The 25,829-nt window shown below is 36.8% G+C and carries 29 protein-coding genes; all 29 read left to right on the top strand.

Going from position 1 to position 25,829, the window contains the following annotated elements; all coding sequences use genetic code 11:
- Positions 1-43: 43 nt before the first annotated feature.
- The 29 genes from NAG76_07600 (at position 44) to NAG76_07740 (ending at position 25,827) form a co-directional block, all read left to right on the top strand.
- The gene (locus tag NAG76_07600; protein ID URN96083.1) at positions 44-1,192 is read left to right on the top strand and encodes a sensor histidine kinase; all 1,149 of its coding nucleotides are present in this window, start codon (positions 44-46) and stop codon (positions 1,190-1,192) included.
- Between the two features lie 15 nt (positions 1,193-1,207).
- The gene (locus NAG76_07605) at positions 1,208-1,939 is read left to right on the top strand and encodes a response regulator transcription factor (protein URN96084.1); all 732 of its coding nucleotides are present in this window, start codon (positions 1,208-1,210) and stop codon (positions 1,937-1,939) included.
- Positions 1,940-2,100: 161 nt separating this feature from the next.
- Positions 2,101-2,466, top strand: coding sequence for a hypothetical protein (locus NAG76_07610; protein ID URN96085.1), 366 nt, complete (start codon positions 2,101-2,103; stop codon positions 2,464-2,466).
- A gap of 158 nt (positions 2,467-2,624) precedes the next feature.
- On the top strand, positions 2,625-4,640 hold the full coding sequence (locus NAG76_07615) for a DEAD/DEAH box helicase (GenBank protein ID URN96086.1): 2,016 nt from the start codon (positions 2,625-2,627) through the stop codon (positions 4,638-4,640).
- A 43-nt stretch (positions 4,641-4,683) separates the two neighbouring features.
- Positions 4,684-5,631 carry a hypothetical protein gene (locus NAG76_07620; protein ID URN96087.1) on the top strand — a complete coding sequence of 316 codons (948 nt, stop codon included), beginning with the start codon at positions 4,684-4,686 and terminating at the stop codon, positions 5,629-5,631.
- A 109-nt stretch (positions 5,632-5,740) separates the two neighbouring features.
- Positions 5,741-6,163: a flagellar protein gene (locus tag NAG76_07625; GenBank protein URN96088.1), complete on the top strand. Its 423-nt coding sequence runs from the start codon at positions 5,741-5,743 to the stop codon at positions 6,161-6,163.
- Between the two features lie 307 nt (positions 6,164-6,470).
- Complete coding sequence (gene flgM / locus NAG76_07630) at positions 6,471-6,734, top strand: flagellar biosynthesis anti-sigma factor FlgM (protein URN96089.1); 264 nt, start codon at positions 6,471-6,473, stop codon at positions 6,732-6,734.
- Positions 6,735-6,761: 27 nt separating this feature from the next.
- Positions 6,762-7,271 carry a flagellar protein FlgN gene (locus tag NAG76_07635; GenBank protein URN96090.1) on the top strand — a complete coding sequence of 170 codons (510 nt, stop codon included), beginning with the start codon at positions 6,762-6,764 and terminating at the stop codon, positions 7,269-7,271.
- Between the two features lie 89 nt (positions 7,272-7,360).
- Positions 7,361-8,950: a flagellar hook-associated protein FlgK gene (gene flgK / locus NAG76_07640; GenBank protein URN96091.1), complete on the top strand. Its 1,590-nt coding sequence runs from the start codon at positions 7,361-7,363 to the stop codon at positions 8,948-8,950.
- A 156-nt stretch (positions 8,951-9,106) separates the two neighbouring features.
- Positions 9,107-10,012: a flagellar hook-associated protein FlgL gene (flgL, locus tag NAG76_07645; GenBank protein URN96092.1), complete on the top strand. Its 906-nt coding sequence runs from the start codon at positions 9,107-9,109 to the stop codon at positions 10,010-10,012.
- A 23-nt stretch (positions 10,013-10,035) separates the two neighbouring features.
- Positions 10,036-10,500, top strand: a complete 465-nt coding sequence (gene fliW / locus NAG76_07650; GenBank protein URN96093.1) for a flagellar assembly protein FliW — start codon at positions 10,036-10,038, stop codon at positions 10,498-10,500.
- Entirely contained in the window at positions 10,481-10,732 is a 252-nt protein-coding gene (gene csrA / locus NAG76_07655; GenBank protein URN96094.1) for a carbon storage regulator CsrA, read from the top strand. The genes fliW and csrA overlap by 20 nt, the downstream gene beginning before the upstream one ends.
- Positions 10,733-10,745: 13 nt before the next feature.
- Positions 10,746-11,123 (top strand): flagellar protein FlaG, encoded by a 378-nt coding sequence (locus NAG76_07660; protein ID URN96095.1) that lies wholly within the window; start codon positions 10,746-10,748, stop codon positions 11,121-11,123.
- 26 nt (positions 11,124-11,149) lie between these two features.
- Positions 11,150-12,622: a flagellar filament capping protein FliD gene (gene fliD / locus NAG76_07665; GenBank protein URN96096.1), complete on the top strand. Its 1,473-nt coding sequence runs from the start codon at positions 11,150-11,152 to the stop codon at positions 12,620-12,622.
- Positions 12,623-12,647: 25 nt separating this feature from the next.
- A complete protein-coding gene (gene fliS, locus NAG76_07670; GenBank protein ID URN96097.1) occupies positions 12,648-13,037 on the top strand; it encodes a flagellar export chaperone FliS in 390 nt (129 codons plus the stop codon).
- Positions 13,030-13,416, top strand: coding sequence for a hypothetical protein (locus NAG76_07675; protein ID URN96098.1), 387 nt, complete (start codon positions 13,030-13,032; stop codon positions 13,414-13,416). The genes fliS and NAG76_07675 overlap by 8 nt, the downstream gene beginning before the upstream one ends.
- Positions 13,417-13,513: 97 nt before the next feature.
- Positions 13,514-14,323 (top strand): flagellin FliC, encoded by an 810-nt coding sequence (locus NAG76_07680; GenBank protein URN96099.1) that lies wholly within the window; start codon positions 13,514-13,516, stop codon positions 14,321-14,323.
- Between the two features lie 135 nt (positions 14,324-14,458).
- Positions 14,459-15,268, top strand: a complete 810-nt coding sequence (locus NAG76_07685) for a flagellin FliC (GenBank protein URN96100.1) — start codon at positions 14,459-14,461, stop codon at positions 15,266-15,268.
- A gap of 123 nt (positions 15,269-15,391) precedes the next feature.
- Positions 15,392-17,263 carry a DUF115 domain-containing protein gene (locus NAG76_07690; GenBank protein URN96101.1) on the top strand — a complete coding sequence of 624 codons (1,872 nt, stop codon included), beginning with the start codon at positions 15,392-15,394 and terminating at the stop codon, positions 17,261-17,263.
- On the top strand, positions 17,253-18,257 hold the full coding sequence (locus NAG76_07695) for an NAD-dependent 4,6-dehydratase LegB (protein URN96102.1): 1,005 nt from the start codon (positions 17,253-17,255) through the stop codon (positions 18,255-18,257). Before NAG76_07690 ends, NAG76_07695 begins: the two co-directional genes overlap by 11 nt.
- Positions 18,254-19,432 carry a LegC family aminotransferase gene (locus NAG76_07700; GenBank protein ID URN96103.1) on the top strand — a complete coding sequence of 393 codons (1,179 nt, stop codon included), beginning with the start codon at positions 18,254-18,256 and terminating at the stop codon, positions 19,430-19,432. Before NAG76_07695 ends, NAG76_07700 begins: the two co-directional genes overlap by 4 nt.
- The gene (locus NAG76_07705) at positions 19,419-20,087 is read left to right on the top strand and encodes a TylF/MycF family methyltransferase (GenBank protein URN96104.1); all 669 of its coding nucleotides are present in this window, start codon (positions 19,419-19,421) and stop codon (positions 20,085-20,087) included. The genes NAG76_07700 and NAG76_07705 overlap by 14 nt, the downstream gene beginning before the upstream one ends.
- A gap of 22 nt (positions 20,088-20,109) precedes the next feature.
- Positions 20,110-20,799 (top strand): class I SAM-dependent methyltransferase, encoded by a 690-nt coding sequence (locus tag NAG76_07710; GenBank protein URN96105.1) that lies wholly within the window; start codon positions 20,110-20,112, stop codon positions 20,797-20,799.
- Between the two features lie 3 nt (positions 20,800-20,802).
- Entirely contained in the window at positions 20,803-21,705 is a 903-nt protein-coding gene (locus NAG76_07715) for an ATP-grasp domain-containing protein (protein ID URN96106.1), read from the top strand.
- Complete coding sequence (locus NAG76_07720; protein ID URN96107.1) at positions 21,683-22,321, top strand: HAD hydrolase-like protein; 639 nt, start codon at positions 21,683-21,685, stop codon at positions 22,319-22,321. Before NAG76_07715 ends, NAG76_07720 begins: the two co-directional genes overlap by 23 nt.
- Positions 22,318-23,475 carry a UDP-N-acetylglucosamine 2-epimerase gene (gene neuC / locus NAG76_07725; GenBank protein ID URN96108.1) on the top strand — a complete coding sequence of 386 codons (1,158 nt, stop codon included), beginning with the start codon at positions 22,318-22,320 and terminating at the stop codon, positions 23,473-23,475. The genes NAG76_07720 and neuC overlap by 4 nt, the downstream gene beginning before the upstream one ends.
- Positions 23,476-24,141 carry a PIG-L family deacetylase gene (locus tag NAG76_07730; protein URN96109.1) on the top strand — a complete coding sequence of 222 codons (666 nt, stop codon included), beginning with the start codon at positions 23,476-23,478 and terminating at the stop codon, positions 24,139-24,141.
- Positions 24,138-25,211, top strand: a complete 1,074-nt coding sequence (neuB, locus tag NAG76_07735; protein URN96110.1) for an N-acetylneuraminate synthase — start codon at positions 24,138-24,140, stop codon at positions 25,209-25,211. Before NAG76_07730 ends, neuB begins: the two co-directional genes overlap by 4 nt.
- Entirely contained in the window at positions 25,204-25,827 is a 624-nt protein-coding gene (locus NAG76_07740; GenBank protein URN96111.1) for an acetyltransferase, read from the top strand. The genes neuB and NAG76_07740 overlap by 8 nt, the downstream gene beginning before the upstream one ends.
- Positions 25,828-25,829: the final 2 nt, after the last annotated feature.

Raw genomic sequence — 25,829 nt, forward strand, 5'->3', positions numbered from 1 at the left:
TATGATAGTACAAGCAATAAATGTAAAGGAGTGCCTGGATACGGTGGATCACCTCTCAGTCGATATTAATCGAATATTTTCAAATGCTATTCAAGTAATGGAGACTAGCAAATATCAAATCTACGAGGTGTGTGAATCAGCTCGAGACGAGCTACATGCTTTGGAGAAAGAACTTGAACAAGTGCTACAGCAAACGGTTCAGGTGATTGAGGAGGTTGACAAGTTAGAACTTGAATACCGATATGCCAGAATTCGTTTAACAGAGGTCAGTCGTGAATTTACTCGCTATGGTGAGCAGGATATAAAGAGAGCCTATGAGAAGGCGACATTGACACAACTACAGCTTGCTACTTTACGTGAACAAGAAAAACATCTTAAACTTCGTAGAGATGATCTTCAAATTCGAGTTCGAAATGTCGAAAAAAATATTGAGCGGGCAGAAACAATAGCATCTCAAATGCATGTTGTGCTCGACTATTTGTCAGGTGATCTGGATCACGTTACTCGAATATTAGAATCAGCGAAAAACCGTCAACTACTTGGTTTGAAAATTATTTTGGCGCAAGAAGATGAGCGTAAACGAATTGCAAGGGAAATACATGATGGACCAGCGCAGTCGTTAGCCAATATTGTACTTCGTACTGAAATAGTAGAACGAATGTTGATGAAGGAAGAATATCCACTTGTACAAACCGAATTAACAGATTTAAAGGATCAAGTTAGAAATGGTATAGAAGAAATTCGTAAAATTATTTTCAATCTTCGTCCGATGGCGTTAGACGATCTAGGATTGATTCCTACGTTAAGGAAGCTTACTCAGGATTTCGAAGAAAAAAATAAAATCCATACGATTTTTGAGGTGTTCGGCAAAGAATTACGTCTTAATTCTTCAATGGAAGCTGCGATCTATCGACTTGTGCAAGAGGCATTATCGAATGTGACCAAGCATGCTGAAGCGACGAGAGTAACGATTGGTCTTGCATTTCAACAGGATAAGCTTCGCTTAAGTATGAAGGATAATGGAAAAGGATTTCGTAATAATCCTAACCATAGTTCTACGGATGATAGAACGCACTATGGGTTGATAGGAATGTATGAGCGAGTAGAACTTATTGAAGGCACAATTGATATTCAATCGGAGGTAGGTAGAGGAACAGAAATTAATATAGTAATACCTCTCACAACGACCTAAGAAAGGGGAAAATTTATGATAAGTAAGCTAGATAACAGTCCATCCGATAGTTCAAAAATTAAAATCGTGTTAGCAGATGATCATCAATTATTTCGTGAAGGCTTAAAACGTATTCTAAATATGGAAGACGACATTGAAGTAATCGGAGAATGTGGAGATGGCATACAAGTTTTAGAGTTTTGCAATCATACATTACCTGACATCGTACTGATGGATATCAATATGCCTATCGAGACGGGAGTAGTTACAACCGAAAGGTTAAAGGACTTATTTCCAGATGTAAAGGTCATTATATTATCGATTCATGATGATGAAAGCTATGTGTTTGAATCATTAAGAAAAGGTGCCACTGGTTATTTACTGAAGGACATGGGAGCAGAGGCATTAGTTAATGCGATCCGTTCTGTTTCGCAAGGTTATTCTTATATTCATCCTAAAGTAACAGGCAAACTAATTAATCAATTGCGTCGCATGACATATTTAGATGAAATAGGCGTGGCAGCTAATCAAACGATTGATATTGGAGCGACATATATTCCATTAGAAGAAAGTCCGCTTACACGTCGTGAAGCAGAAGTACTACGCTTAATGGCTGAAGGTAAGAGCAATAAGATGATTGGTGAGCATTTGTTTATTAGTGAAAAAACAGTGAAAAACCATGTTAGTAGTATTTTGCAAAAAATGGAAGTTGATGATCGCACACAAGCAGTAATTAACTCCATTAAATTTGGTTGGGTTACACTCTAATATTACAGCTATATTTCATATTGTAAACGATGGTTATGTTATATCTTATTATTGAATAAGATACGACATAGCCATTTTTTTTGTATTTAAAAAGAGTAGGATAGTATAGGTTACCGCTTAACGTTATTTTGCATACAATGTGCAAAGAGGGGGTATCAACCATGATTAAACTTCTGCTTTTTGTTATTGGATGCTATATTATCGCTGCTGCTGTCGTTCATATTTATTATTACATTTCAAGTCGTAAGCAAGCTACAAGTCGTCATTATGTATTGTTAGATAATCACCAACAGGATAGTATAGAATGGTACTATCGCTCCATAAAGCGTTTTTCGATATGGATGGGTATCCCAATACAAGTAACGGTAGTTAATACAGAGCCTGGTGGCGATTTGCGTCAGATGGTAGACCGCTGGAGTATAAGGCATAATGATATTTCATTGGATGATCGAGTTAGCGGCATATCCGAGCACACAATAGTTATTGATCTTAGTAAACAAGATGACTTGTGTAAGTTGCCATTCTAACCTATAATAATGACATAAATTGTAAGCGTGAAGCACACGAAATGATCCGATTAAGGACATTTGTGTGCTTTTTTTGCGTTACTTATGATTCCGAAGTTACTTTTTATTTATGAATTGATATTTTGAAAAGCTACAAAAAGTTTTAGGAGGGGTTATTGTTGTATGCAAATTTAATGATATGGACCGGATCAGTAGAGTATAAATTATTACTGCTTCCTTATGAAAAACGCAATCAGTTTTGGGCAGAGGATTGGATATGTTATTTGGATGGAGGATGTATTTATAGTGTAATTTCACAGCCAATCGCTCTTGCGTTTGGTGATTATGTCGTTAGAGAATGGATGTCCAGAAAACGGAGTTATAAAAGTTTACACTTGGCAAGGGCAGCAGTAGATCGAATGCTCAAATGTGAGATAAAAGTGCATTGGACGGATGGATCGGTGGAGGCTGGTTCCTCTCAATCATTAGCTAATGTTAGTACGCTAGCAGCATTACAATTAGCGAAGTTGATGAGAGGTAGACAATTGCTTTATTCAGAGCTGCAATCGTTAATTTCAGAACAAGGACATGTGGAGGAGCTGCAAGATTGGCATAATGCGTTACGGAAATGCATCGTAGAGGGGAGTATCCTTGTAAGAAGTAGTGTTCAATTACAACATTTAAGGAGTCGACAATCTAAGTACTGTTGCTTACGTTGTTATGAACGTCGACTAGAACAAACATCATCAATCTGTATTTATTGTGGGGAGGATTGCTTCTATTGCAAGGAATGTATTGTTATGGGTAGGAGTCGGACTTGTGGCCTGTTGCTTATAGGGCGATATGAATCACACTTACTTGGAGTAGGTGGCCAGTATAATGCAATCCATCCAAGTCGAATCGTACAACTAAATAGATATCATCTTAGTCCTGCCCAGCAAAGAGCGACAAAAGCGGCACTGAGTTATATATACTTGCAGAACAAGCGATATGTGGAGGAGCAGGAAGGTCATGGAGCAAGAGTTTGTAGTAAGAGGGAAAAACATCGTAAAAGCAGTAACGTCCTTACAGAGGATAGAGAGCACAAATCCGAGAGAAAAAATCATAGTAGTACAACTATATTGCAGCGAGTAGACAATATATTAGAAAAATTACTCGGTAATAAATTGCAACAGCTACTAACGTGGCGACAACGGTACAATAGAAACTTTCTAATATGGGCAGTGACAGGGGCAGGAAAGACAGAAATGATATTTCCACTTATTGAATATATTACAAAGCAGGGTGGCAAAGTGCTGCTAGCAACTCCACGGCGCGATGTTGTTCTAGAGTTAGATCCACGTTTACGTAAAGCATTTCCTGAGTTATCGATCGTAACGCTCTACGGTGGAAGCTCGCAGCGATGGCAGGAAGGACAACTTATCGTTGCGACTACTCATCAGTTAATGCGATTCCAACGAGCCTTTGAACTTGTCATTATTGATGAGTTAGATGCTTTTCCATATCACGGTGATCCTCGGTTGTATCGTGTAGCTACGCAATGTAGCACATTAGGCGGTATTAGAATATTGTTATCCGCAACACTACCAAGACAGTTACAACAAGCAATGAATGCGAAGTTACTTAGTTATGTGTTACTTCCAGTAAGGTACCATCGTCATCCACTCCCCGTTCCTACAATGTTAACGACACCTTCAGTAGCCCAGCAGTTACAAAAATCTAATATTCCAACTAATTTACTTACAGCCATGAAGCAATCCATTGAAAGAGGAGCGCAGCTCTTTGTATTTGTACAACGTATTTCAGAAGCACAGCCGTATGTAGCACTATTACAACGTTATTTTCAAGATATCGTAATTGGTGCAACGTCCTCAAAAGATGAAAGCCGGACAGAAAAGGTATCATCATTCCGACAACGTCATATAAGAATACTGGTGACAACAACGATTTTAGAAAGAGGGGTCACCATTCCTCAAAGTGATGTTTATATTTGTGATGCGGATGGATCACTATTTGATGAAGCATCGCTTGTGCAAATGGCTGGTCGTGCAGGAAGATCAGCGGATGATCCAAAAGGAAAAGTTTATTTTGCAGCCAAACATCGTAATGATGCGCAATTACGTGCTGTGAAGCAAATTGAGAGAATGAATAAACAGGCGAAGAAGGAGCATTATTTATTAGAACAATATTGGTAGGGGTTGGACTCGATATTACAAGAAATAAAGAAGGAGTATCCTTATGTCATCTGTACAAAATAAGTGGCTATGGTGGTTAATAGCTAGAAGCAAATGCTGTATACGATGTAAAAAAGAAATTATACCTCATCATTATAAGCGAAGTAATCATTACGTATGGATTGATCGTCGATTATATGACCTGCTTTGCTCAACATGTATGTCGAACATTCCATGGATAACGACGGTACAATGTCCACGATGTGGACGAGCACAAGTTTGTCAAGATTGTCATTATCGCAGGACAAGTTCATTGCGTTGTAATCGAAGTGCGGTAAAATATACAGATGAGATGAAGCAGTGGCTTGGCACATATAAATTTCAAGGAGATGCACGATATAGGGAACTTATAGCTTACATGCTATCTCATGTTTATGAACAAGTGACACTACAATTGGTAAGAGATCAAGGGTTGTATGAACATTGGCAGAACTCGCGTCTAACTATTCGTACATATGCTAAGCGTTATCATCTGTGGCATGCTGTCACGGCTGTGCCGATTAGTGAGGAACGGATGTTGGAGCGGGGGTTCAATCAAGCAGAGCAATTAGCGCTAGGTGTTGCTGAGTACAGCAATCTTCCATTTATCGAGCTATTGCATCGAAAGCGAGACGGAGTAAAGTTAAGTTCAAAGAACAAGCGGGAGCGGCAAAATAGTGTCCAACAACTATATGTTAGTGAGGCTTCATACTGGTTGGCACTTATGCGAGTGTTACAGACGACGCGTTCAATTCCAACTTCCGTTCAGCCTATTATTAATCAACAGCGCCATGCGTCTAATCAAGTATCTGGTCAAGTAACAAGTGAAGCGCCTAGCCGAACATCAATCAATATTCTACTAGTGGATGATGTATACACCACTGGTAGCACGATAGAAGCTTGTTCATCAGCTTTAGTGGAATGTGCACCAAGTGACGTAACCATTTATAGTCTTACGTGGGCTAGAGCATAAGAGAGATAAAATAAAATTTAATTAATTTAATATAGTACTAATGAAATTACCTGAAAAATACGATACATTATAGTATAAGGTAAAGTGGATTAAGGGGGTCAAGAAGAATATGAATATTGCCAATTGTCCTCGTTGCGGAAAAATATTTGCTAAAGGATTCAAAGATGTATGTCCTGCTTGCGTACGAGATATCGATAAAGAGTACGAGTTATGTTCAACGTATTTGCGCGAACATAGAGGAGCAACGATTACAGAACTATCTGATGAGACGAATGTTTCAATTAGGCAAATTACTAAATTCGTACGAGAAGGTAGAATATCAATGATGGATGCACCGAATTTAACGTATCCATGTGAATCATGTGGAGTACTAATATCTCACAATCATCTATGTGATAGCTGTCGAACTCGATTGACGAATGCTTCGAAAAACTTGTTCCATGCAGAAAATATTGCAGAGAGCAAGAAGCTTACTGATGAACAGGTGAAGGGTGCCTATAAAGGTATAAACGCATATAAAGATCGCACTTAATAGAGGTAATTCAACAAGTAGACTTTGATAACGATGATTAGCTTTGTAGCATATACGACATCGAATATAAAACGAACTTGGGAAGTCCGGGACTCGTGTACCAATTACGTACACTGGAGCGTCCTCCTTCCTCAAGTAGCGTTCTATCTTCTCGGTTCTGCAAGCCCACTTGTGGAATTTCTATTGTAATAGGCACTTCAAAACATCCACTTAAATAGGATTTACTATTAATAATAAATACAAAGAAGCCGATAATACTACTAGTAGCTTATCGGCTTTTAGTTTTTAGAACAATGGGGTGAGTATAATGAAAATCAATGATATAAATCGTATTAATGGAATCAATAAAACTTATCAAAACCAAGCGGAGTTTCGTAAAGAAGATAGAAAATCAATGGGTAAAGATGAGGTTCAAATTTCACAAGCAGCACAAGAGATGCTAGAAACTAGTCGCGTAGAAAATAGTGAGCGAACACAATACTTGGATGAATTGAAACAGGCTGTGCAATCTGGAACCTACTATGTAGAGTCTGGGAAAATAGCGGAAAAGCTGTTGCCTTTCTTCAAATAGTGTGACGCTAGATATGGAGGAACAATGATGGAACAGTCAGCATTTCAACTTTTGATCAGTCAACTTAGACAGCTATTGCTAATCTATCGTGCCTTATTCACATTAGCAGATGAAAAAAAGAGAGCAATTATTGAAAATAATATTGAGCTCATTAATGCACTTACGATGAAAGAGACGAAAGCATTGAAACCTGTTCCAGAACTTGAAGCAGTGATTCGTACTCAATTAACGAAGTTACAAAGAGATCTAGGATTTCGTCCGAAGTTAAAGATGACATTATCGGAAATGACCAAAATGCTAGTTATACCTGAAGAAAAGCAAGAATTAGCAGATATTCAGGTGGCCATAGCAGATATATCAACAAAGCTTAGTAAAGCAAATCAACTTAACCAACAATTAATTCAACAATCACTAGAGTATGTACATTTCTCACTTGATGTTTTATGCGGGCCTCCAGATGAAGAAGTAACTTATAAGCGTCCGACAATGAATACAGATGTTCAGAAACGAACAGGGATATATGACACAAGAGCGTAAAGTGGCTTAATAAGCTTACGCTTGCGATGCTACTTTTTATCTGCAGAAAGAAGCTACGGGAGTCAATAAAAAGTTTTAGGAGGACAAACATGGTATCATCATTTCACGGTTTAGAGACGAGTAAGCGCGCGATATTAACGCAATCGGTTGCTCTGAGCACAATAGGCCATAATATAGCGAATGCATCAACGGAAGGTTATTCTCGTCAGCGAGTTAATCTAATCAATGCTTCACCATTATCTGCACCAGGCTTTAATCGTATTTTCACTCCAGGTCAGATTGGTTCAGGGGTAGAATATACTAGTATTACACGCGTACGCGACAGCTACTTAGATATGCAATACCGTCGTGAGAATCAAGAAAAAGGTTTAAATAGCATATATAAAGCAACGATGGATTCGATTCAGACGATTATTAATGAGCCATCCGATAACGGCGTCAGTGCGGTTATGGATAAGTTTTGGAACTCACTTGAAGTTATGAACCGTGACCCTAACCTACTTAGTGCACGCGTAGATTTTATCGGTAATGCGAAAAATATGGCCGATACATTTAATAAAATTGGAACGTCCTTAACGACACTTGAAGGTGATATAGATAGCAATATCGATATTAAGCTTAATGAAGCCAACAATCTTATTGATGGTATCTCGCAATTGAATGAAACCATTCGTAAAATTGAGATGCTTGGTGATCATGCTAATGATTATCGCGATCAACGAGATGTACTTGTAGATAAACTATCCAAAATTGTAGATGTACAATATACAGAGGACCCAAGTGGTATGGTAAATGTCTATAGTGGCGGTGTTCAAGTTGTCAATGGTCAAGTACCAACAGCTTTAACTCGTGCCGACGTTGCTAATATTACGAGTGGTGAAATTGCTGGATACAAAAAATCACAAGCTGATATCATACAAACACGCAGTCAACTAGATGCGTTAGTTGATACACTTATTAATGGTAAAGTTCAGATTACAATGCCTAATGGTTACAAAACTTCCACAGATATGGTTGCTGATAACGATGTGACAGCAGTGAATGCATTAGGTGTAACAACAAACTATGCAGCAGGAACAACGATTCCAGCAGGTTCGAAAATTACTACTAGTGCTAAATTTACTGTAGATGGTTTTAATGGCGTTCATAAAATGGGATATACATTAAACTCCCCTGCTGAGACGGGACTTGACTTCTTCACGTTGAAGGATCCAACACTACCATTCTCCATAGATAATATTGAAGTTAATCCTGAAATTCAAAAGGATACAAATAAAGTGGCTGCTTCAGGTCAATATGAAATGAACGGCACGGATATGGTTACGATAAAAGGGAATAGTGATATCGCTTTAGCGCTAACAAGCTTACGTAACTTGAAATTTGAATTCCCTGCTAATATGACGTCACTGTCTACCGGTACAACAGATGATTACTTCCGCGCTTTTGTAAGTGATCTTGGAACACGTGCTAATATTGCAGAGACTAATTTAAGTAAAAGTAGCGATTTAACAGATAATGTAGAAATTCGTAGGCAGTCAGTAAGCGGCGTGCAACTGGATGAAGAAATGACGGATATGCTTCGCTTCCAACATGCGTATAATGCTGCTGCGCGTAATATGACAGCGGTAGATGAGATGCTAGATCGAATTATTAACGGTATGGGTCTAGTAGGTAGGTAGCTTGTAAAAGTTTTAGTTTATGCGTTTGAAGCTACTTTTTGTGTCTAAGAAGTATCTCAAAGTAGAATATATAAAATCGTCTATGCTTACGTTGTAACTTTTTGCTTCTAAGAAGTATAACAAGATGCTTTACAAAAAGTTTTTAGGAGGTTAATTATGCGAGTTACTAGTATGATGCAAAATACGCAGTTGTTGCGCAATCTTGGTCATAACAATGCAAATATTATGGATTGGCAGAACAAACTGGCTACTGGAGAGAAAATTAGTAAGCCAAGCGATGATCCAGTTGGAATCGGGTATCAAATGCGTTACACGACGGAGCTGAGTCGTAATGAGCAATATCTCGCGAATGCCAATACAGGTGTTGGTTGGTTAAGTCAGACAGATTCGGTGCTGCAACAAGCTAATAGCATATTACAACGTTTGAACACTCTTGTGAATCAGGCAGCTAACGGAACAGTAACCCCTGAAGTAAGAGAACAAATCGGTCTAGAGGTGTCGCAGCTGCGAGAACAGATGGTTACTATTGGTAATAGTACGTATGATGGTCGTTATATATTCAACGGTCAGAAAACAGATCAAGCACCTTATACATCAGCAAATGCAGCATCTGATACCACTGATAGTGGTGTGTATTACTTGAATGTGAGCTCATCTGTTGCTGTAGAAGTAAGCTTACCTGGTGAAACGGTATTTGGTAAAGCTGGAGGAAATGCCTCAGAAAATATCTTCCAAATGTTCGATGATATTATTGGTCATCTAAACGGTGGTCAACCAATAGACCAAACAGCTTTATCTGCAAGCTTAAATGATATAGATGGTGCAATTGGACAAATCTCTTTAAGTCTTGCTGAGGTTGGTGCGCGCATGAATAGATTTGAATTGATCCAAAGTCGTATTGGTGATGAGAAAGTAAGCTTATCGACATTAAAACAAGGTGTTGCCGATGTTGATATGGCAGATGCTATCATTCAATTACAATTACAACAAAATGTTCTGCAAGCTTCACTATCTGTTGGAGCAAAAGTAATGCAGATGTCATTACTAGATTATATTCGTTAGTAAGTAAAGGGAGTGCGGTGTGAATGGGTGAGAGTACAATTTCTAATCAAATCATAAAAAGTGATCTTTATGGTGACATCATAGTTGAAGATCATCAAGTCTTTCATTTTGCACAAGGTATTGTGGGCTTTTCTCATCTAAAGCAATTTGCATTATTACCTGATGAAGATACAGAGTTATTTGTGTTACAGTCATTTAGTGAAGATATTAGCTTATTATTAGTTCCCGCGGCATTGAGCGAGAATAATATTAGCTTTCACATAGATGAATCAACTGTTGAACAATTGGGCGTTAAACATGAAGATGAATTAGCAATATTCTATTTATTGCGCTTTATTGATAATAGTCCATACATTAATTTACGAGCTCCTATTCTTGTCGTATCCACTACGCAGAAAGGTTGCCAATATGTCGTTTCAGATGATTCACTAAGTCTACGCGAGCCATTGGTATTAAAAGGTGAACGTGATGTTAGTCTTGAAACGTAAAGTAGGCGAAGTTGTTCGTGTTGCCAATGATATAGAAGTTCATGTGTTAGCTGTTGAAGGGGATACCATTAAGTTGGGGTTTGAAGCTCCCAAACATATTCAGATTTTACGATCTGAAGTGTATGACGCCATAAAAGCAGAAAATGTACAGTCAGCAATGTCAAATGATCATGACGCCAAGGTGATGTTGAAGCAACTTATGAAGAAATCCCTCAATAACGATAAAAGTTAAGGGAGGAATTATTGTGTTTAGTTCAATCAATCGTATGGATGGATCCTCAGTTGATTGGGGTCAATTATCTGGAGTGAAGAAGCCGGTGGATTCTTCACAAGAAATCCAGAAAATCGGCTCTTCTGCTCAGACTACTAACAACGCAGATTCTAAATTCACAGAACAAGACAGAGACAGACTCTACAAGGAAGTGGAGAAAGTCAATGCAACACTTAAAATGGAAAGTAAATCTATGCGAATAAAGTTCAGTGAAAAGGCCGAACAGTATTATGTGGAAGTATTCGATTCCCGTACGCAAGAAGTTATTGAGAGCATTCCTGGTAAGCATATTATCGAGCTTGCGGCCAAGCTAAAGGATATGATCGGATTCTTCATTGACGAGAAACGTTAAAAAATTATTATGAAGGAGTGATGGTTATGGGTATTAGTATTAATGGTCTATCATCTGGATTAGATACAGCTCAAATGATCAAAGATCTAATGGCTGTTGAACGTTTACCATATACTAATCTAGAGACAAAGAAAACAGGTCTTCAAACGGAACAAGGTGTATTTCGTACGATTAATACAAAGTTTAAATCTCTTGAAGCAGCATTGAATTCATTGAAAAATGGATCTGATTACAGTCAATTAAAGGCAACTTCTTCTGGTACAAGCGCAAGTGCAACTACTACATCAGGTGCCACTGCAGGTAGCTATAATATTAACGTAACAACATTAGCAACAGCGAATGTTGTTACTGTCAATGCGAGTTATATTTTAGGGCAAATTGATACAACTGAAGACGTTAAGATTGGCGATTATACATTAAGTGCTGAGGATAAACAGTCAATAAAAGATGCTGGAGGTACCTCAGAAGAGAAGTTGAAAAAATTAGCTGAAATTATTAATAAACAGTCATCTTCGGAAGCCAATGCTTCTAATGCTACAGCTTCTGTAATGAAAACGTCAAGCAACGGCGATTTTAAACTAGTATTAACTTCCAATTCATTGGGAACAGAAAAACCAGTCACTTTTACTAAAGGTACTTCATCTATATCATTAATTGAGGCTAGTGCAAACGTGACGAATACTAAAGGAACAAATGCTGAATTCACTCTGAATGGTGTTGCCATATCAAGAGATACCAATGAATTTAGTGACTTAATATCAGGTGTTACATTTAAGTTATCGGGAACTGGATCAAGTACGGTTTCAGTAGCTGCTGATACAACTACTTTAGTAAATAATATGAAAATCTTCGTTACAGCTTATAACGATCTCATATCGCTAGTCAAAGATAACTTATCTAAACCAGCAGATAAAGATACAACTAATCCTTTACAAGGAAACAGCCTTCTTAAACAGATTAATAATGAGCTATATTCTTTGTTTAATGAAGGAGTTATAACGGGTACTACTTCCGATGGGAATGGTGGCACCAAGGATGTAGTATCATTTATGCAAGATATAGGGCTAAGCATCGACAAGGGTGCTAAATCGGCTAGTGAAATGACAGGTAAGATTACTTTCAATGAAACAGCTTTTACTGATGCATTTGCAGCTGATCCCGACAAAGTAATTAAACTCCTTACTAATGCCAAGCCAGATGGAACTGGGAATACATCGAATAATTCAGTTTCAAATGTAGGTATATTTACTAAGTTTTCTGATATTATGGGGAACTATACATCGACTGTTAACGGTATGCTTAACTCAAAAATTACTGGGTATGACTCTGAGATTAAAATTGTAGATGAGCGGATGGAATCAATGGATATGAGGCTTCAAGCGAAAGAGGCGCGTTATAAGCTTCAATTCAGCAATATGGAAGTAATGCTGTCATCGCTAAAGAGCGAACAAAGTTGGTTGAAATCTCAATTTGACGCTCTATTGCCTTCAACTAAATAAAGTTAAATAAGGGGATGAAGAATAAGTGATCTCTAACTTTAATGGATATCAAGCTTATCAGAAAAATAAATATGAGACTGCTTCTCCTCACCGTCTAATTACGATGCTTTATGACGGAGCAATTAGATTTATGAACCAATCTATTGCTAATGTCCAAGCTCAAGATATTGAAGCTACTAATCTATCATTATCTAGAGCTCAAGAAATAGTTAACGAACTAATAGCCTGTCTTAATTTTGAAGAAGGTAATGATATAGCAGTAAATCTTAACAACCTTTACCGCTATGTTATAGATCTTCTTATAAAAGCTAATATTCAAAAGTCTATCGAGCCAATAAATGAAGCGATATCAATTATAAAAGAAATTCGTGAAGCGTGGATGGCTATAGGCAAGGAAGTGCAGATGAATGGTTAATGAATTAGCTAATTTAAACCAGCAATTACTTCAGCTTAAGGAAATATTAAGGAAACAGCTATCGTTAACGAGCGGAGAGCAATCTGAGGAAGCTTTAGAATCTTTAGAACGACTAGAATCTAGCAAGAGAGAATTACATGCTGTAATTAGTGAAAGTGTAGCACTAGTAGCCCAACTTTCAGTAGATACTAGTGCTACCACTAATACCGTACAACTCTTGAATTCAATGAATGAAGAAATTCAGCTTAATATAATCGCATGGTCTGATGGTAGCTCAGTTGAGATGAAAAATATTAAAGATCAGCGTAAGACGCTACAAACATATGGCGGAGTTGCCCCAGGAGAAGTAGTATCTTACTATATAGATTTTAAAAATTAATTTTTAAAATCTATTAGTTTTCTCTACAATGCTTCCGATATATATAATGTGACCACAAGGAAGTGGCACTAATACCCAATCATGGAGGATGATAATTATGTTTATTAACACTAACGTTGGTGCGATGAACGCACACCGTAACTTAACTTCAAACAATGGCGCAATGAACAAAACAATGGAGAAGCTTTCTTCTGGATACCGTATTAACCGTGCTGCAGATGATGCTGCAGGTCTTGCGATCTCTGAAAAAATGCGCTACCAAATCAATGGTATGAACCAAGCACAACGTAACGCTCAAGATGGTATCTCTTTGATCCAAACAGCTGAGGGTGCCTTGACTGAAACTCATGCTATGCTACAACGTATCAATACACTTGCTAACCAATCTAAAAACGGTACGTATTCATCTTCTGACCGTACAAAGCTTAATTTGGAAGTAACACAACTAGTTTCAGAAATTAACAATATCGCTACTGGAACTAAATTTAATGGTATTTCTTTGTTAGCTTCTGCTGGAAGTATTACATTCCAAACAGGTGTTAATAATACTGACACAATTTCTGTGGCAACTACAAGAATGACAGCGTCTGCAATTGGTCTTGGCACTCTTTCAATTTCATCAGTTGCTGCAGCGAGTACTGCAATTGCATCAGTTGCAACAGCAATTGAAACTGTATCAACTCAACGTGCTACATTTGGTGCGGTACAAAACCGTCTTGAGCATACTGTTAACAATCTAGGTGTTAACAAAGAAAACCTATCTGCTGCACATTCTCGTATCCGTGATGCTGATATGGCTGCTGAAATGACAAACTTTACTAAAAATCAAATTCTAGTACAAGCTGGTACTTCTATGTTAGCTCAAGCTAACTCTGTACCACAAAACGTTCTTAAACTATTGGGATAATATACCAAATTAAAAGACTACCTTCGGGTAGTCTTTTTTTCTTGTTATCTATTAATTTTCTCTACAATGCTTCCGATATATATAATGTGACCACAAGGAAGTGGCACTAATACCCAATCATGGAGGATGATAATTATGTTTATTAACACTAACGTTGGTGCGATGAACGCACACCGTAACTTAACTTCAAACAATGGCGCAATGAACAAAACAATGGAGAAGCTTTCTTCTGGATACCGTATTAACCGTGCTGCAGATGATGCTGCAGGTCTTGCGATCTCTGAAAAAATGCGCTACCAAATCAATGGTATGAACCAAGCACAACGTAACGCTCAAGATGGTATCTCTTTGATCCAAACAGCTGAGGGTGCCTTGACTGAAACTCATGCTATGCTACAACGTATCAATACACTTGCTAACCAATCTAAAAACGGTACGTATTCATCTTCTGACCGTACAAAGCTTAATTTGGAAGTAACACAACTAGTTTCAGAAATTAACAATATCGCTACTGGAACTAAATTTAATGGTATTTCTTTATTGAATGCAAGTTCTAGTATTTCATTCCAAACAGGTGTTAACAACACTGATACAATTTCAGTTGCAACGAAAAGTATGCAAGCTAATGACATTGGTATCACTGGTATTACTATTGCAACAGTTGCAGGTGCAAGTGCAGCAATTGCAGCAGTTTCCAATGCAATTGAAAATGTATCAACTCAACGTGCTACATTTGGTGCGGTACAAAACCGTCTTGAGCATACTGTTAACAACCTAGGTGTTAACAAAGAAAACCTATCTGCTGCACATTCTCGTATCCGTGATGCTGATATGGCTGCTGAAATGACAAACTTCACAAAAAATCAAATTCTAGTTCAAGCAGGTACTTCTATGTTGGCTCAAGCTAACTCTGTACCGCAAAATGTTCTTAAACTTCTTGGATAATATTTCAAGTGAAAAAGGCTACCTTCGGGTAGCCTTTTTTGTTAAGTTTTATTGAAGATATGTCGATATATTAAGTAGAGAAGGATAAGAGATATTAAGTATAGTTCTCGTTGGAGGAGTAAGATGACAGATTTATTACAAGATAATTTATTATATTTGCATAAGCATAAACAAGAATTATTTAAACAAATCGAATTGTATTTGGATAATAATCAAGAAGAGAAACTCTTTAAGCTAATCTGGGATGATGGATTTCCAAATGTTACTTTTTCAAATGATAATGGAATTAAGCTAATCTATGATAAAGATGGTTCTGATTTGTCAGAATGGATTAAGGACTATCAATTTTTACAAGATGGACAATATGATATAGTTATGTTTGGACTAGGAATGACTTACCATTTGGTAAGGCTACTTGAAATGAATACAAAGCTGAGTTTTTACATTATAGAGCCCGAAGTGGATTTATTTGTAGAAATCTTGAAGGTGATTAATATTAATCAGCTACTTGAGCATCCGCAAATTAAGTTGTTACATGTTGGTAACGGAGCATTAGGAATTGAGAAATTTATATACTTAAAAAATTTATATTCGAACAATAATAGAGTGAATATATGTCTACCGTTTTACACTGCAATTAATCAGGAGTACGTCAGATCATATTATGAGGAAGAGTATAAGGCATTGACAAGAGAGGCAATAGAAGCTGGTTTAGAATACAATTTTGGAACTTTACAATATAAAAATAGTATTAAAAATATTGAATATTTATATCGTTCGAATGGGCTTGAATTGTTAAAAGGAAAATATCGTAATTGTACAGCTCTAGTTGTTGGTGGAGGACCATCACTTGAGAAAGATATCGAAATGGTCAAAGCAAGTAAGGAGAAGTTGCTAATTATTGCTGCAGGTTCAAGCATACAAGCCTTACTACGTAATGGGATAGAGCCGCATCTAATTGTATCAATGGATCCAAGTGAGGCTAATGGAAAGGTTTTTGAGAATGTAAATACAACTCATATACCATTAGTATTTATTAATCAGTTATACCCTCCAATTTTGGAGAGCCATCCTAATTGCAATTTTCATGCATTTTTTAATTCAGATCATATATTAGATTATTTTTTTGCCGGAAGAAAGCTCGAACCGAAAATTATGTCAACCACTTCAGTCTCAGGGACTGCAGTTCAAATAGCTGTCTATTTGGGTGCATCAACTATTATATTTACCGGGCAAGATTTATCGTTTCCTAATAAACGATATTATGCATTTGGCGCTACCCATTTAAGCACTGAAATATTAGATGAAAATATGTCGATGAATACTGTAAAGGTTGAAAATGTAAACGGAGATTATAATGATACTAACTATTCTTTTAAAGTTACATTAGAGGATATTGAAGAGTTGATAGGTCTTTTAGATAATGTTAAATTTATTAATTCATCTTCATTGGGTGCCAAAATAAAGGGAGCAGATTACTTGCCATTTGAAGAGGCAATTGCATCATTAAAAGAAAAAGAATATGACTTCGATTTAATTCAAAAAATAGGAGAACAAACCAAAGTTGAAAATAGCTTTACATTGGATGAGCTTATGAGTAGGATAACTAATGTAGAAGATGCTTACGAGTTTATTACGAAAAAATGTGAAGCTTCGATCAGATTAATTAAGAAAATAGACGAATTGAGCAGAACACAACCAAATAAAGCAATGTCAACTCTTGTTAAACTTGAAAAAGAATTTTCACAAGTGACAGAGCACAGTATGTTCAAATTAATAATACCCTTTTGGAATAGAGGACTAACTAGGAAATATGACCAACAGGTTGGTCATATTGAAAAGGAACCTTCAATGATTGGAAAAGCAAAATTATTGAATGAGATTGTAATTCCTTATATTAGTACTCTATTAGACTCTTTCTTTGAAATTAATGAGGAGTTTCAACAACTTAAAACACGATTATATCTTAATAAGGAGGAAGAGAATGTCGAATGAAAAAATACTTATCACTGGTGCTGACGGGTTTATTGGTTCACATCTAACGGAAGAGCTTGTACGTCAAGGCTATGATGTAAAAGCGTTTGTGTATTATAATTCATTCAATTCGTGGGGTTGGCTAGATCAGACGCCTAAGGAAATCAAAAGCTCACTAGAAGTTTTTGCTGGAGATGTGCGTGATCCTTATGGAGTAAAGGCAGCGATGAAGGATTGTACTCATGTGCTGCATCTTGCATCGTTAATTGCTATTCCATACTCCTATCATTCTCCTGACACATATATAGATACGAATATTAAGGGGACACTTAATATCGTTCAAGCTGCTCGTGAATTGGGCGTAGAGAAAGTAGTTCATACGTCAACTAGTGAAGTGTATGGTACTGCGCAGTACGTGCCAATCAATGAGCTTCACCCATTACAAGGTCAATCACCTTATTCTGCCTCGAAAATAGGTGCTGATCAGATTGCATTATCTTTTTATCGTTCGTTTGACACCCCAGTTTCGATTATTCGTCCATTTAATACGTATGGCCCACGACAATCAGCAAGGGCTGTTATTCCAACGATAATTAGTCAGCTGGCATCGGGTAAGTCTAATATACATCTTGGAGCAGTAAGCCCCACACGTGACTTTAATTATGTTAAGGATACCGTTAAAGGCTTTATTACGATGATGAATACAGAAAAGGCGCTGGGAGAAGTAGTTAATATTGGATCAAATTATGAAGTATCCATTGGTGAAACCGCTCAAATGATTGCCGAACTTATGGGAGTTACTTTGACGATTGAAACGGAAGAGCAACGCTTACGCCCTGAAAAGAGTGAGGTCAATCGACTATGGGCTGATAATAAGAAAGCTCAAGAACTTATTGGGTGGACACCGGAATATGCAGGAATTGACGGATTAAAACGAGGTCTAGAGGAAACGATAGAGTGGTTTACTAATCCGACAAACCTAGCTCAGTATAAGGCAGATGTATATAATATATGAACAGTCAATGGACGCAGTTAGTCAGTGGAATTAAAGAAATGTACGCTAAAAGCTTCGTACCATTACATGAGCCTACATTTCAAGGCGAAGAGTTAGCATATGTATCTGACTGCATTAAAACGGGTTGGGTATCCTCAGTAGGACAATATGTTAATCAGTTTGAAGAGAAGCTTGCTGAATATACGGGTGTAAACTATGCAATATCTGTAGTCAATGGTACAGCGGCACTACAGGTTGCTTTGAAGGTGGCCGGTGTACAGGCAAATGACGAAGTTTTTATGCCTTCATTAACCTTTATAGCAACGGCTAATGCAGCGAGCTATCTTGGTGCTGTCCCACATTTTGTTGATGTGTCAGAGGTTACATTAGGCTTAGATCCTGCGAAGCTAGAACAATATATTGAGGATGTAGCAAAGGTAAAAAACGGTGTTTTAATTAATAAGGAAACAGGCAGAGTAATTCGTGCAGTTGTTCCCATGCATACCTTTGGTCATCCAGTTGAAGTTGATAAGTTGATAGAGGTTTGTAATAAATATCATTTGGTTCTAGTTGAGGATGCGGCAGAATCACTAGGTTCTTACTATAAAGATCAGCATACAGGGAGCTTTGGTCGGGTAAGTGCTGTAAGCTTTAATGGTAATAAGATCATTACGACTGGTGGTGGCGGAGCTATATTAACTAACGATGTAGAAATTGCGAAATATGCTAAGCATATTACGACTACTGCGAAGGTGCCACATCGTTGGGAATATATGCATGATGAGATTGGATATAACTATCGTATGCCGAATCTTAACGCTGCACTAGGATGTGCACAACTAGAACGAATTTCAAGCTTTATTGAGCAAAAAAGATTGTTAACAGTTATGTATGATAATCTACTAAGCGAGATAGATGAAATTAGGTTATTTAAGGAACCTATTAATTGTTCTAGTAATTATTGGCTTCAGACATTGGTGCTGGACGAGTCTGTAAATAGAGATGAACTGTTATATTATTTTAATGAAAACGGCATACAAAGTAGACCAATTTGGCAACCATTGCACTTACTCACTATATATTCTCAAAACCCTAAAAGTGACTTGTCTACAACGAATAGTCTACAGAAGAGAGTAATAAACATACCAAGTAGTCCAAATCTGACTGTAGGAGAATTTATTCATGGAAAAATATGATGATTTTGAAAAATATGCTAGAAGACAGGCGATATCTAGGTTTTTAGCGAGATATGAGCTGTTTAAGTTACAAATGAATATAAAAGGAAGTATAGTTGAGTGTGGTGTTCATAAAGGTGCTGGTATCATGGGATGGGCTAAGTTATCTGCTGCACTAGAGCCATATAGTCTTGATCGAAGAATCATTGGATTTGATACATTTGAAGGGTTTCCCAATATACATGATGCTGACCTAATGACAGAAGAAAGTAAAAACAATGATAAAAATGTCATTGGTGGATTCTACGAACAAAATGTCTATGACGAGTTATTAGAATTAGTCCAGCAATATGATGAAAATAGATATTTAAATCAATTCCAAAAAGTTCATTTAGTGAAAGGGGATGCAGTTGAAACTATTCCTCAATATGTAAAGGATAACTCTCATTTGTTAATAAGTTTATTATTTATGGACTTTGATTTGTACGAACCAACTAAAGTTGCTTTACAGAACTTTTTACCTCGTATGTCAAAAGGTTCAGTATTAGCATTTGATGAGATAAATAATCCTTGGTGGCCTGGAGAAACGATAGCTATGCTAGAGGAGTTATCGATTAAAGACTACACAATTAATCGCTTTAGCTTTGATCCGAATATTTCATATATTGTTTTATAATAACGTTTCGTAGGAGAAAATAATGAACTTAAAAAAAGAAGAATGGAATGTATCTTATAAAAATAAAGATAACTTTGTGTTTTATCCACATGAAGAAATCATTCGGTTTTCTGCGAAATATATAGCAAAAAGAGTAGGGCTAGAGCATGTAGATTATATAGCAAGTCAAAACTGTAAAGTCTTAGACTTAGGTTGTGGAATAGGGCGCCATATTGTATTTTTTGAAAAGTTAGGAATAAATACATATGGCGTTGATTTATCACAGGAGGCTGTTACAGTTGCAAAACAATGGCTAGAAAAAGAGAATTTAAATTCTGAGGATAAGATATTTTGCGGCTCTGCAGAAGAATTGCCTTGGAGAGATGATGAGTTTAGCTTTATTGTAAGTCATGGAGTGCTGGACAGTATGCCTTTTGAGATTGCAAGAAATATCATAGAAGAGTGCCATAGAATTATTAAAGAAGATGGCTTATTTTATTGTGATCTAATTGGTGATGAAACGAAGTTTGATGTGGATTTTGAAGAAGAGGTCGTTGTGGAGTCAATTCATGAAAAGGGAACGATTCAGTCTTACTTTACACTGAATAAAATTGAGAATTTGATTGAAAACCTGTTTGAAATTAAAGAAATAAAGAAAATTATTAGTAAAAATGTTGCAACAGATACTTATATATCGAGATACCATATGGTATTGAAAAAAAGTAGGTGTTAACCAATGAGGGTTTTGGTTGAAGCGTCCGGGAGTTTAACTTCCGGCTATTTAATTCGATCGATTCAAGAGGCAGGATTCAATGTGGTAGCTTCAGACATTACAGAAGATTGCTTTGGCAAATACTTATCAGATGATTTTATTAAAATGCCTAAAATCGCAGAGGAAAGCAGTTGGGAGAAAACTCTTGATTTAGTGTTTAAGAATAATATACAGGTAGTATTACCTTCATTGGATGAGACTTTACAGGAATGGGCTAAAAGCAAGGAAATGCTTTTACAAAACAATATCCATGTAATTATATCGGATAGCAACACTGTAGAGATCTTTATCGACAAATGGAAAACCTTTTTGTTCTTTGAAAAGTATGGAATTCCTACTCCTGAAACAAGTCTGGAATCTAAGTATCCAGTGATTAAACCAAGAAGAGGAAGAGGAAGTGCAGGGATTTTTATAGCTAAAGATAACGAAGATGTAAATATGGATGGAAATATATCGCAACAACTAATTCGAGGTACAGAATATACGGTTGATGTATTTTGTGATTTTAATAATAAACCGGTTTATATTGTACCCAGAAAACGTATTAACGTTAAAGAAGGAAAATCGACATGTGGTATAGCTGTAAAGCATTCTGAAATTGAAAAATATGTACGTATAATCTGTTCATCGATACCTTTTATAGGTCCAATTAATATTCAATGCTTTGAAGAGGAAAATGGTGATTTGAAGTTTATTGAGATTAATCCTCGAATTGCTGGTGGAATGGCTTTAGGATTTGCTGCAACTGAGAATTGGATTTCATTAATGAGCTCTAATCTAATTCATTACGAGCCTATTAACCCTGTCGAAGTGAAATATGGTCTGAAAATGATGAGGTATTATAATGAAGTATTTACGCTTGAATGATGTAGACTTCAATAAATATGATTGGTTTGGCTTCGATATGGATGGAACACTATATGATGAAATAACATTCATTAAACAAGCATATAGAAGGATTGCAGCATATTTTTCTTTAGATACATCAGTAGAAGTTGATAGTATATTTAATGATATGATCGAAAAATGGATTGTAAAAGGAAGTAGTTATCCATTTATTTTTGAGGAGACACTTCGTACGTTTAATATTCAGAATAAAACAATAGAACACGCTTTGCACATTTATAGGTCAACAGAGCCACAGTTAACTTTATCGAAAAAAATAGAGAAGTTATTAGAGAATCTTCCAAGATCAAAATGTTTTTTAATAACTGATGGATACGCCTCTCTGCAAAGAAAAAAATATACAGCACTGGTGCTTGCACGTTACTTTGCACCTGACAATTGTTGTTTTACGGGTGATTTAGGCAGAAATCACTATAAGCCATCAAGTTTATCCTTAAGTACAATAAAAAGCATTGAAAGCAGTTCGAGATTAATATATTTTGGTGACCGACACATAGATGAGCAGTTTTGTATAAATACTAGAATGGATTTTGTATATGTTGATAACTTTAAGGAATTTTGGAGGGATGGTATTTGAAAAGAAAAATACTTGCTGTAACAGGGATTCGTTCTGACTACGATTTAATGACTCCGGTATTTAGGGAAATTCAAAACCATTCCAAGTTAGAGCTGCAATTGATAGTGACGGGTGCTCATCTGTCTCATGCGTATGGCTATACTGTAGAACAAATAGAAAAAGACGGTTATTTGATAGCAGAAAAAATTGAAAGCTTACTCAACAGTGATCTTACATCAGGCAGAGTAAAGGGACTTGCTATTCAGTTACAAGGAATGGTTCAGGCTGTAGAGCGAGTGAAGCCGGATGTTCTATTGGTATTAGGTGATCGCGAAGAGTCCATGACGACTGCACTAGTAGGCGCATACATGAATATCCCCGTTGTACACGTAGCCGGGGGAGACCGGGTTATCGGAAATGTAGATGATCAAGTAAGGCATGCAGTAAGCAAGCTAGCACACATTCATTTTACAACAAATCATGAAAGCGCAGAACGTTTGATAAAATTGGGTGAAGAGCCGTTTCGCGTGTTTAACACTGGAAATCCAGGACTAGATCGTTTAAAAGAAGTGCCTTTTTTAACAAGAGAGGAATTATCTCAACGATTAGGCTTTAAGATTGAAAACGGTGAACCATTAATTTTACTAATCCAACACGTAATTTCGACAGAAGTGCAATATGCTTATGAGCAAATGAAAGCTACGATGGAGGCTGTAAAAAAACTAGGAATAAAAACGATAATAAGCTATCCGAATTCTGATGCTGGTGGGCAACAAATCATAGCAGCTATTAACGAATATGCTGACTTACCATTCATATATGTTCAAAAAAATATTCCTAGACTTGAATTTGTTAATAGTATGCGTCATGCAAATTGCTTGCTAGGTAATTCTAGTGCAGGCATTCTAGAAGCTCCATTTTTAAAGTTGCCTGTAATAAACGTAGGTAATAGACAAAAGGGTCGATTACACGCCAATAATGTTCAATTTATAGATCATGATGTTGATGAAATTATAAATGCAGTGAAAAAATCAATACATGACAAAGAGTATTTATTAAAAATAAAGAACGGTACGAATCCTTATGGAAACGGTGATAGTGCTTCTAAAATAGCTAATATATTGGCTGATTTACAAATTGATCAAAAGTTATTAATTAAGGAGATAACTTACTAAATGAATAAAGTAATTATTATGACACCACATCCTGACGACGAAACACTGGGGTGTGGTGGTACTTTACTACGACATCTTCAGCAAAATGATAAAGTTTATTGGGTTATAGTAACAGAGATGAAAGATTCTTTTTCCCAAGAAAAAAGATCAAAAAGAAATACGGAAATAGAATGTGTTGCTGATCAATATCAATTTGAGAAGATATTTAACTTAGGTTTTGAAGCAGCGGCATTAGATCGAGTACCTGATTCAGACTTAATTATGAAAATAAGCAAAGTATTTCAAGAGATACAACCTAATATTGTATACGTGCCTTATCCAAACGATATTCATTCTGACCACAAAGCTGTATTTGATGCATCGGTAGCTTGTACCAAATGGTTTAGATATCCATCTATAGATAAGGTTTTAGTGTACGAAACTTTATCAGAAACTGATTTTACAATAAACCCTGATGGTAATGGATTTAGGCCGAACATCTTTGTAAATATAGAGCCCTACATTGATCAAAAAATAGATATTATGAAAATCTATGAATCTGAAATAAGTGAATTTCCATTTCCGCGTAGCGAAAAAGCGATTCGGTCACTTGCCTATATTCGCGGTGCAGCAAGTGGATTTGAGGCGGCAGAGGCATTCATGCTATTGAAGGAGCGAGTGCTATGAAGACGTATATTATTGCTGAAGCTGGTGTTAATCATAATGGTTCACTTCAAATTGCAAAAGAGTTGGTTAGAGCCGCAAAGCAAGCGGGGGCAGATGCAGTTAAATTCCAAACGTTCAAGACGGAAAATTTAGTGACAAAGCACGCCAAACAAGCTAATTACCAAATAGAAAATTTAGGTGAAGCTACGTCTCAATTTTCCATGCTTAAAAAGCTGGAATTAACGTACGAGGAGTTTAAGGAATTACAGTTATTTGCTAAGGCAGAGCAGATAGAATTTTTATCTACAGCTTTCGATTTTGAAAGTATTGATTTTTTAGTAGACCAACTGTCCTTACCTATAATAAAAATTTCTTCAGGTGAAGTAACTAACACACCATTTCTTCATTATGTTGCCTCAAAAGGAAAACCAATGATTTTATCAACGGGTATGGCAACAATCGAAGAAATTCATGAAGCTTTGGCTTTTATTGCATACGGCCTAGCAAGACCCGTAGAGCAGGTTGTATTTGAGCAAGTAGTTAATTTCTATCGGACGACTGAGGCAAAGGAAGTGCTTGAAAGCTACGTAACACTTTTACACTGCACTACCCAATACCCGGCTCCAATTGATTCAATAAATTTAAATGCGATGAACCAAATGGAAAAAGTATTTCAGTTGCCTATTGGGTTGTCTGATCATTCAGAAGGAATTATGATACCAATTGCAGCTGTTGCCCTTGGTGCTAAGGTTATTGAGAAGCATTTTACACTAGATAAAACGTTAGAAGGCCCAGATCATGTATCTTCATTAAATCCAGATGAATTAAGCGGAATGGTGAATAAAATTAGAAAAATTGAAATAGCGTTGGGAGATGGAATAAAAACTCCAACTGCAACAGAATTAAAAAATAGCATTGCTGCACGCAAAAGTCTAGTGGCTAAAACCGCGATTAATGCAGGAGATATTTTTACGATGGAAAATTTGACAGTAAAAAGACCTGGAGGTGGCCAAGCACCCTCAAGGTACTGGACTTATATTGGTCAAAAAGCAGTGAAGTCGTATGAAGAGGACGAGTTAATCGATGAGTAGACCGCTAATTATTATTGGGAATGGGGGCCACGCCTCTGTATTAACTGAAATATTAATGGATCGTACTGAGAAAATTATAGGATTTACTGCGCCCTTGCAAGAGAAGAATCGTTATGGTTTACCTTACTTAGGAAGCGATGAAGTAATAGAAAACTATCTTCCTTCTGAGTGCATGCTAGTGCTCGGGATAGGGATGATAGAGCCATCACCACTTCGCGAAAAGTTGTTCAATTACTACTTCAATATAGGCTATCAATTTATGACTGTTATACATCCATCAGCTATTATTGCTCCATCTGTTAGACTAGGGCAAGGGGTTCAAGTAATGGCAGGTGCCATTATTCAAACCAACACGAAAATTGCCGATAATAGTATTATCAATACAGGGGCGATAATAGATCACGATTGTCAAATCAGTTCCCACACCCATATCTCGCCAGGCACAAGACTATCAGGAGGTGTTCATATAAAAAAAGGAACACATATTGGTGTTGGTGCAACAGTAATACAAAATATTACGATAGGTGAGAATTGTTTAATCGGTGCAGGGGCTGTGGTCATTAATAATATCGCTGATAACTTAAAAGTAATTGGAGTACCTGCGAAGGAAGTGTAACA

Origin of the sequence: Candidatus Pristimantibacillus lignocellulolyticus (assembly GCA_023639215.1) — a bacterium.
GTDB classification, from domain to species: domain Bacteria; phylum Bacillota; class Bacilli; order Paenibacillales; family Paenibacillaceae; genus Pristimantibacillus; species Pristimantibacillus lignocellulolyticus.

What these genes read in the sequence shown, in the direction of transcription:
- NAG76_07605 (URN96084.1), top strand. Translation starts at nt 1,208, where the DNA reads ATGATAAGTAAGCTAGATAACAGTCCATCCGATAGTTCAAAAATTAAA.
- NAG76_07610 (URN96085.1), top strand. Translation starts at nt 2,101, where the DNA reads ATGATTAAACTTCTGCTTTTTGTTATTGGATGCTATATTATCGCTGCT.
- NAG76_07620 (URN96087.1), top strand. Translation starts at nt 4,684, where the DNA reads ATGTCATCTGTACAAAATAAGTGGCTATGGTGGTTAATAGCTAGAAGC.
- NAG76_07625 (URN96088.1), top strand. Translation starts at nt 5,741, where the DNA reads ATGAATATTGCCAATTGTCCTCGTTGCGGAAAAATATTTGCTAAAGGA.
- flgM (URN96089.1), top strand. Translation starts at nt 6,471, where the DNA reads ATGAAAATCAATGATATAAATCGTATTAATGGAATCAATAAAACTTAT.
- NAG76_07635 (URN96090.1), top strand. Translation starts at nt 6,762, where the DNA reads ATGGAACAGTCAGCATTTCAACTTTTGATCAGTCAACTTAGACAGCTA.
- flgK (URN96091.1), top strand. Translation starts at nt 7,361, where the DNA reads ATGGTATCATCATTTCACGGTTTAGAGACGAGTAAGCGCGCGATATTA.
- flgL (URN96092.1), top strand. Translation starts at nt 9,107, where the DNA reads ATGCGAGTTACTAGTATGATGCAAAATACGCAGTTGTTGCGCAATCTT.
- fliW (URN96093.1), top strand. Translation starts at nt 10,036, where the DNA reads ATGGGTGAGAGTACAATTTCTAATCAAATCATAAAAAGTGATCTTTAT.
- csrA (URN96094.1), top strand. Translation starts at nt 10,481, where the DNA reads ATGTTAGTCTTGAAACGTAAAGTAGGCGAAGTTGTTCGTGTTGCCAAT.
- fliD (URN96096.1), top strand. Translation starts at nt 11,150, where the DNA reads ATGGGTATTAGTATTAATGGTCTATCATCTGGATTAGATACAGCTCAA.
- NAG76_07675 (URN96098.1), top strand. Translation starts at nt 13,030, where the DNA reads ATGGTTAATGAATTAGCTAATTTAAACCAGCAATTACTTCAGCTTAAG.
- NAG76_07680 (URN96099.1), top strand. Translation starts at nt 13,514, where the DNA reads ATGTTTATTAACACTAACGTTGGTGCGATGAACGCACACCGTAACTTA.
- NAG76_07685 (URN96100.1), top strand. Translation starts at nt 14,459, where the DNA reads ATGTTTATTAACACTAACGTTGGTGCGATGAACGCACACCGTAACTTA.
- NAG76_07690 (URN96101.1), top strand. Translation starts at nt 15,392, where the DNA reads ATGACAGATTTATTACAAGATAATTTATTATATTTGCATAAGCATAAA.
- NAG76_07695 (URN96102.1), top strand. Translation starts at nt 17,253, where the DNA reads ATGTCGAATGAAAAAATACTTATCACTGGTGCTGACGGGTTTATTGGT.
- NAG76_07700 (URN96103.1), top strand. Translation starts at nt 18,254, where the DNA reads ATGAACAGTCAATGGACGCAGTTAGTCAGTGGAATTAAAGAAATGTAC.
- NAG76_07705 (URN96104.1), top strand. Translation starts at nt 19,419, where the DNA reads ATGGAAAAATATGATGATTTTGAAAAATATGCTAGAAGACAGGCGATA.
- NAG76_07710 (URN96105.1), top strand. Translation starts at nt 20,110, where the DNA reads ATGAACTTAAAAAAAGAAGAATGGAATGTATCTTATAAAAATAAAGAT.
- NAG76_07715 (URN96106.1), top strand. Translation starts at nt 20,803, where the DNA reads ATGAGGGTTTTGGTTGAAGCGTCCGGGAGTTTAACTTCCGGCTATTTA.
- NAG76_07720 (URN96107.1), top strand. Translation starts at nt 21,683, where the DNA reads ATGAAGTATTTACGCTTGAATGATGTAGACTTCAATAAATATGATTGG.
- NAG76_07730 (URN96109.1), top strand. Translation starts at nt 23,476, where the DNA reads ATGAATAAAGTAATTATTATGACACCACATCCTGACGACGAAACACTG.
- neuB (URN96110.1), top strand. Translation starts at nt 24,138, where the DNA reads ATGAAGACGTATATTATTGCTGAAGCTGGTGTTAATCATAATGGTTCA.
- NAG76_07740 (URN96111.1), top strand. Translation starts at nt 25,204, where the DNA reads ATGAGTAGACCGCTAATTATTATTGGGAATGGGGGCCACGCCTCTGTA.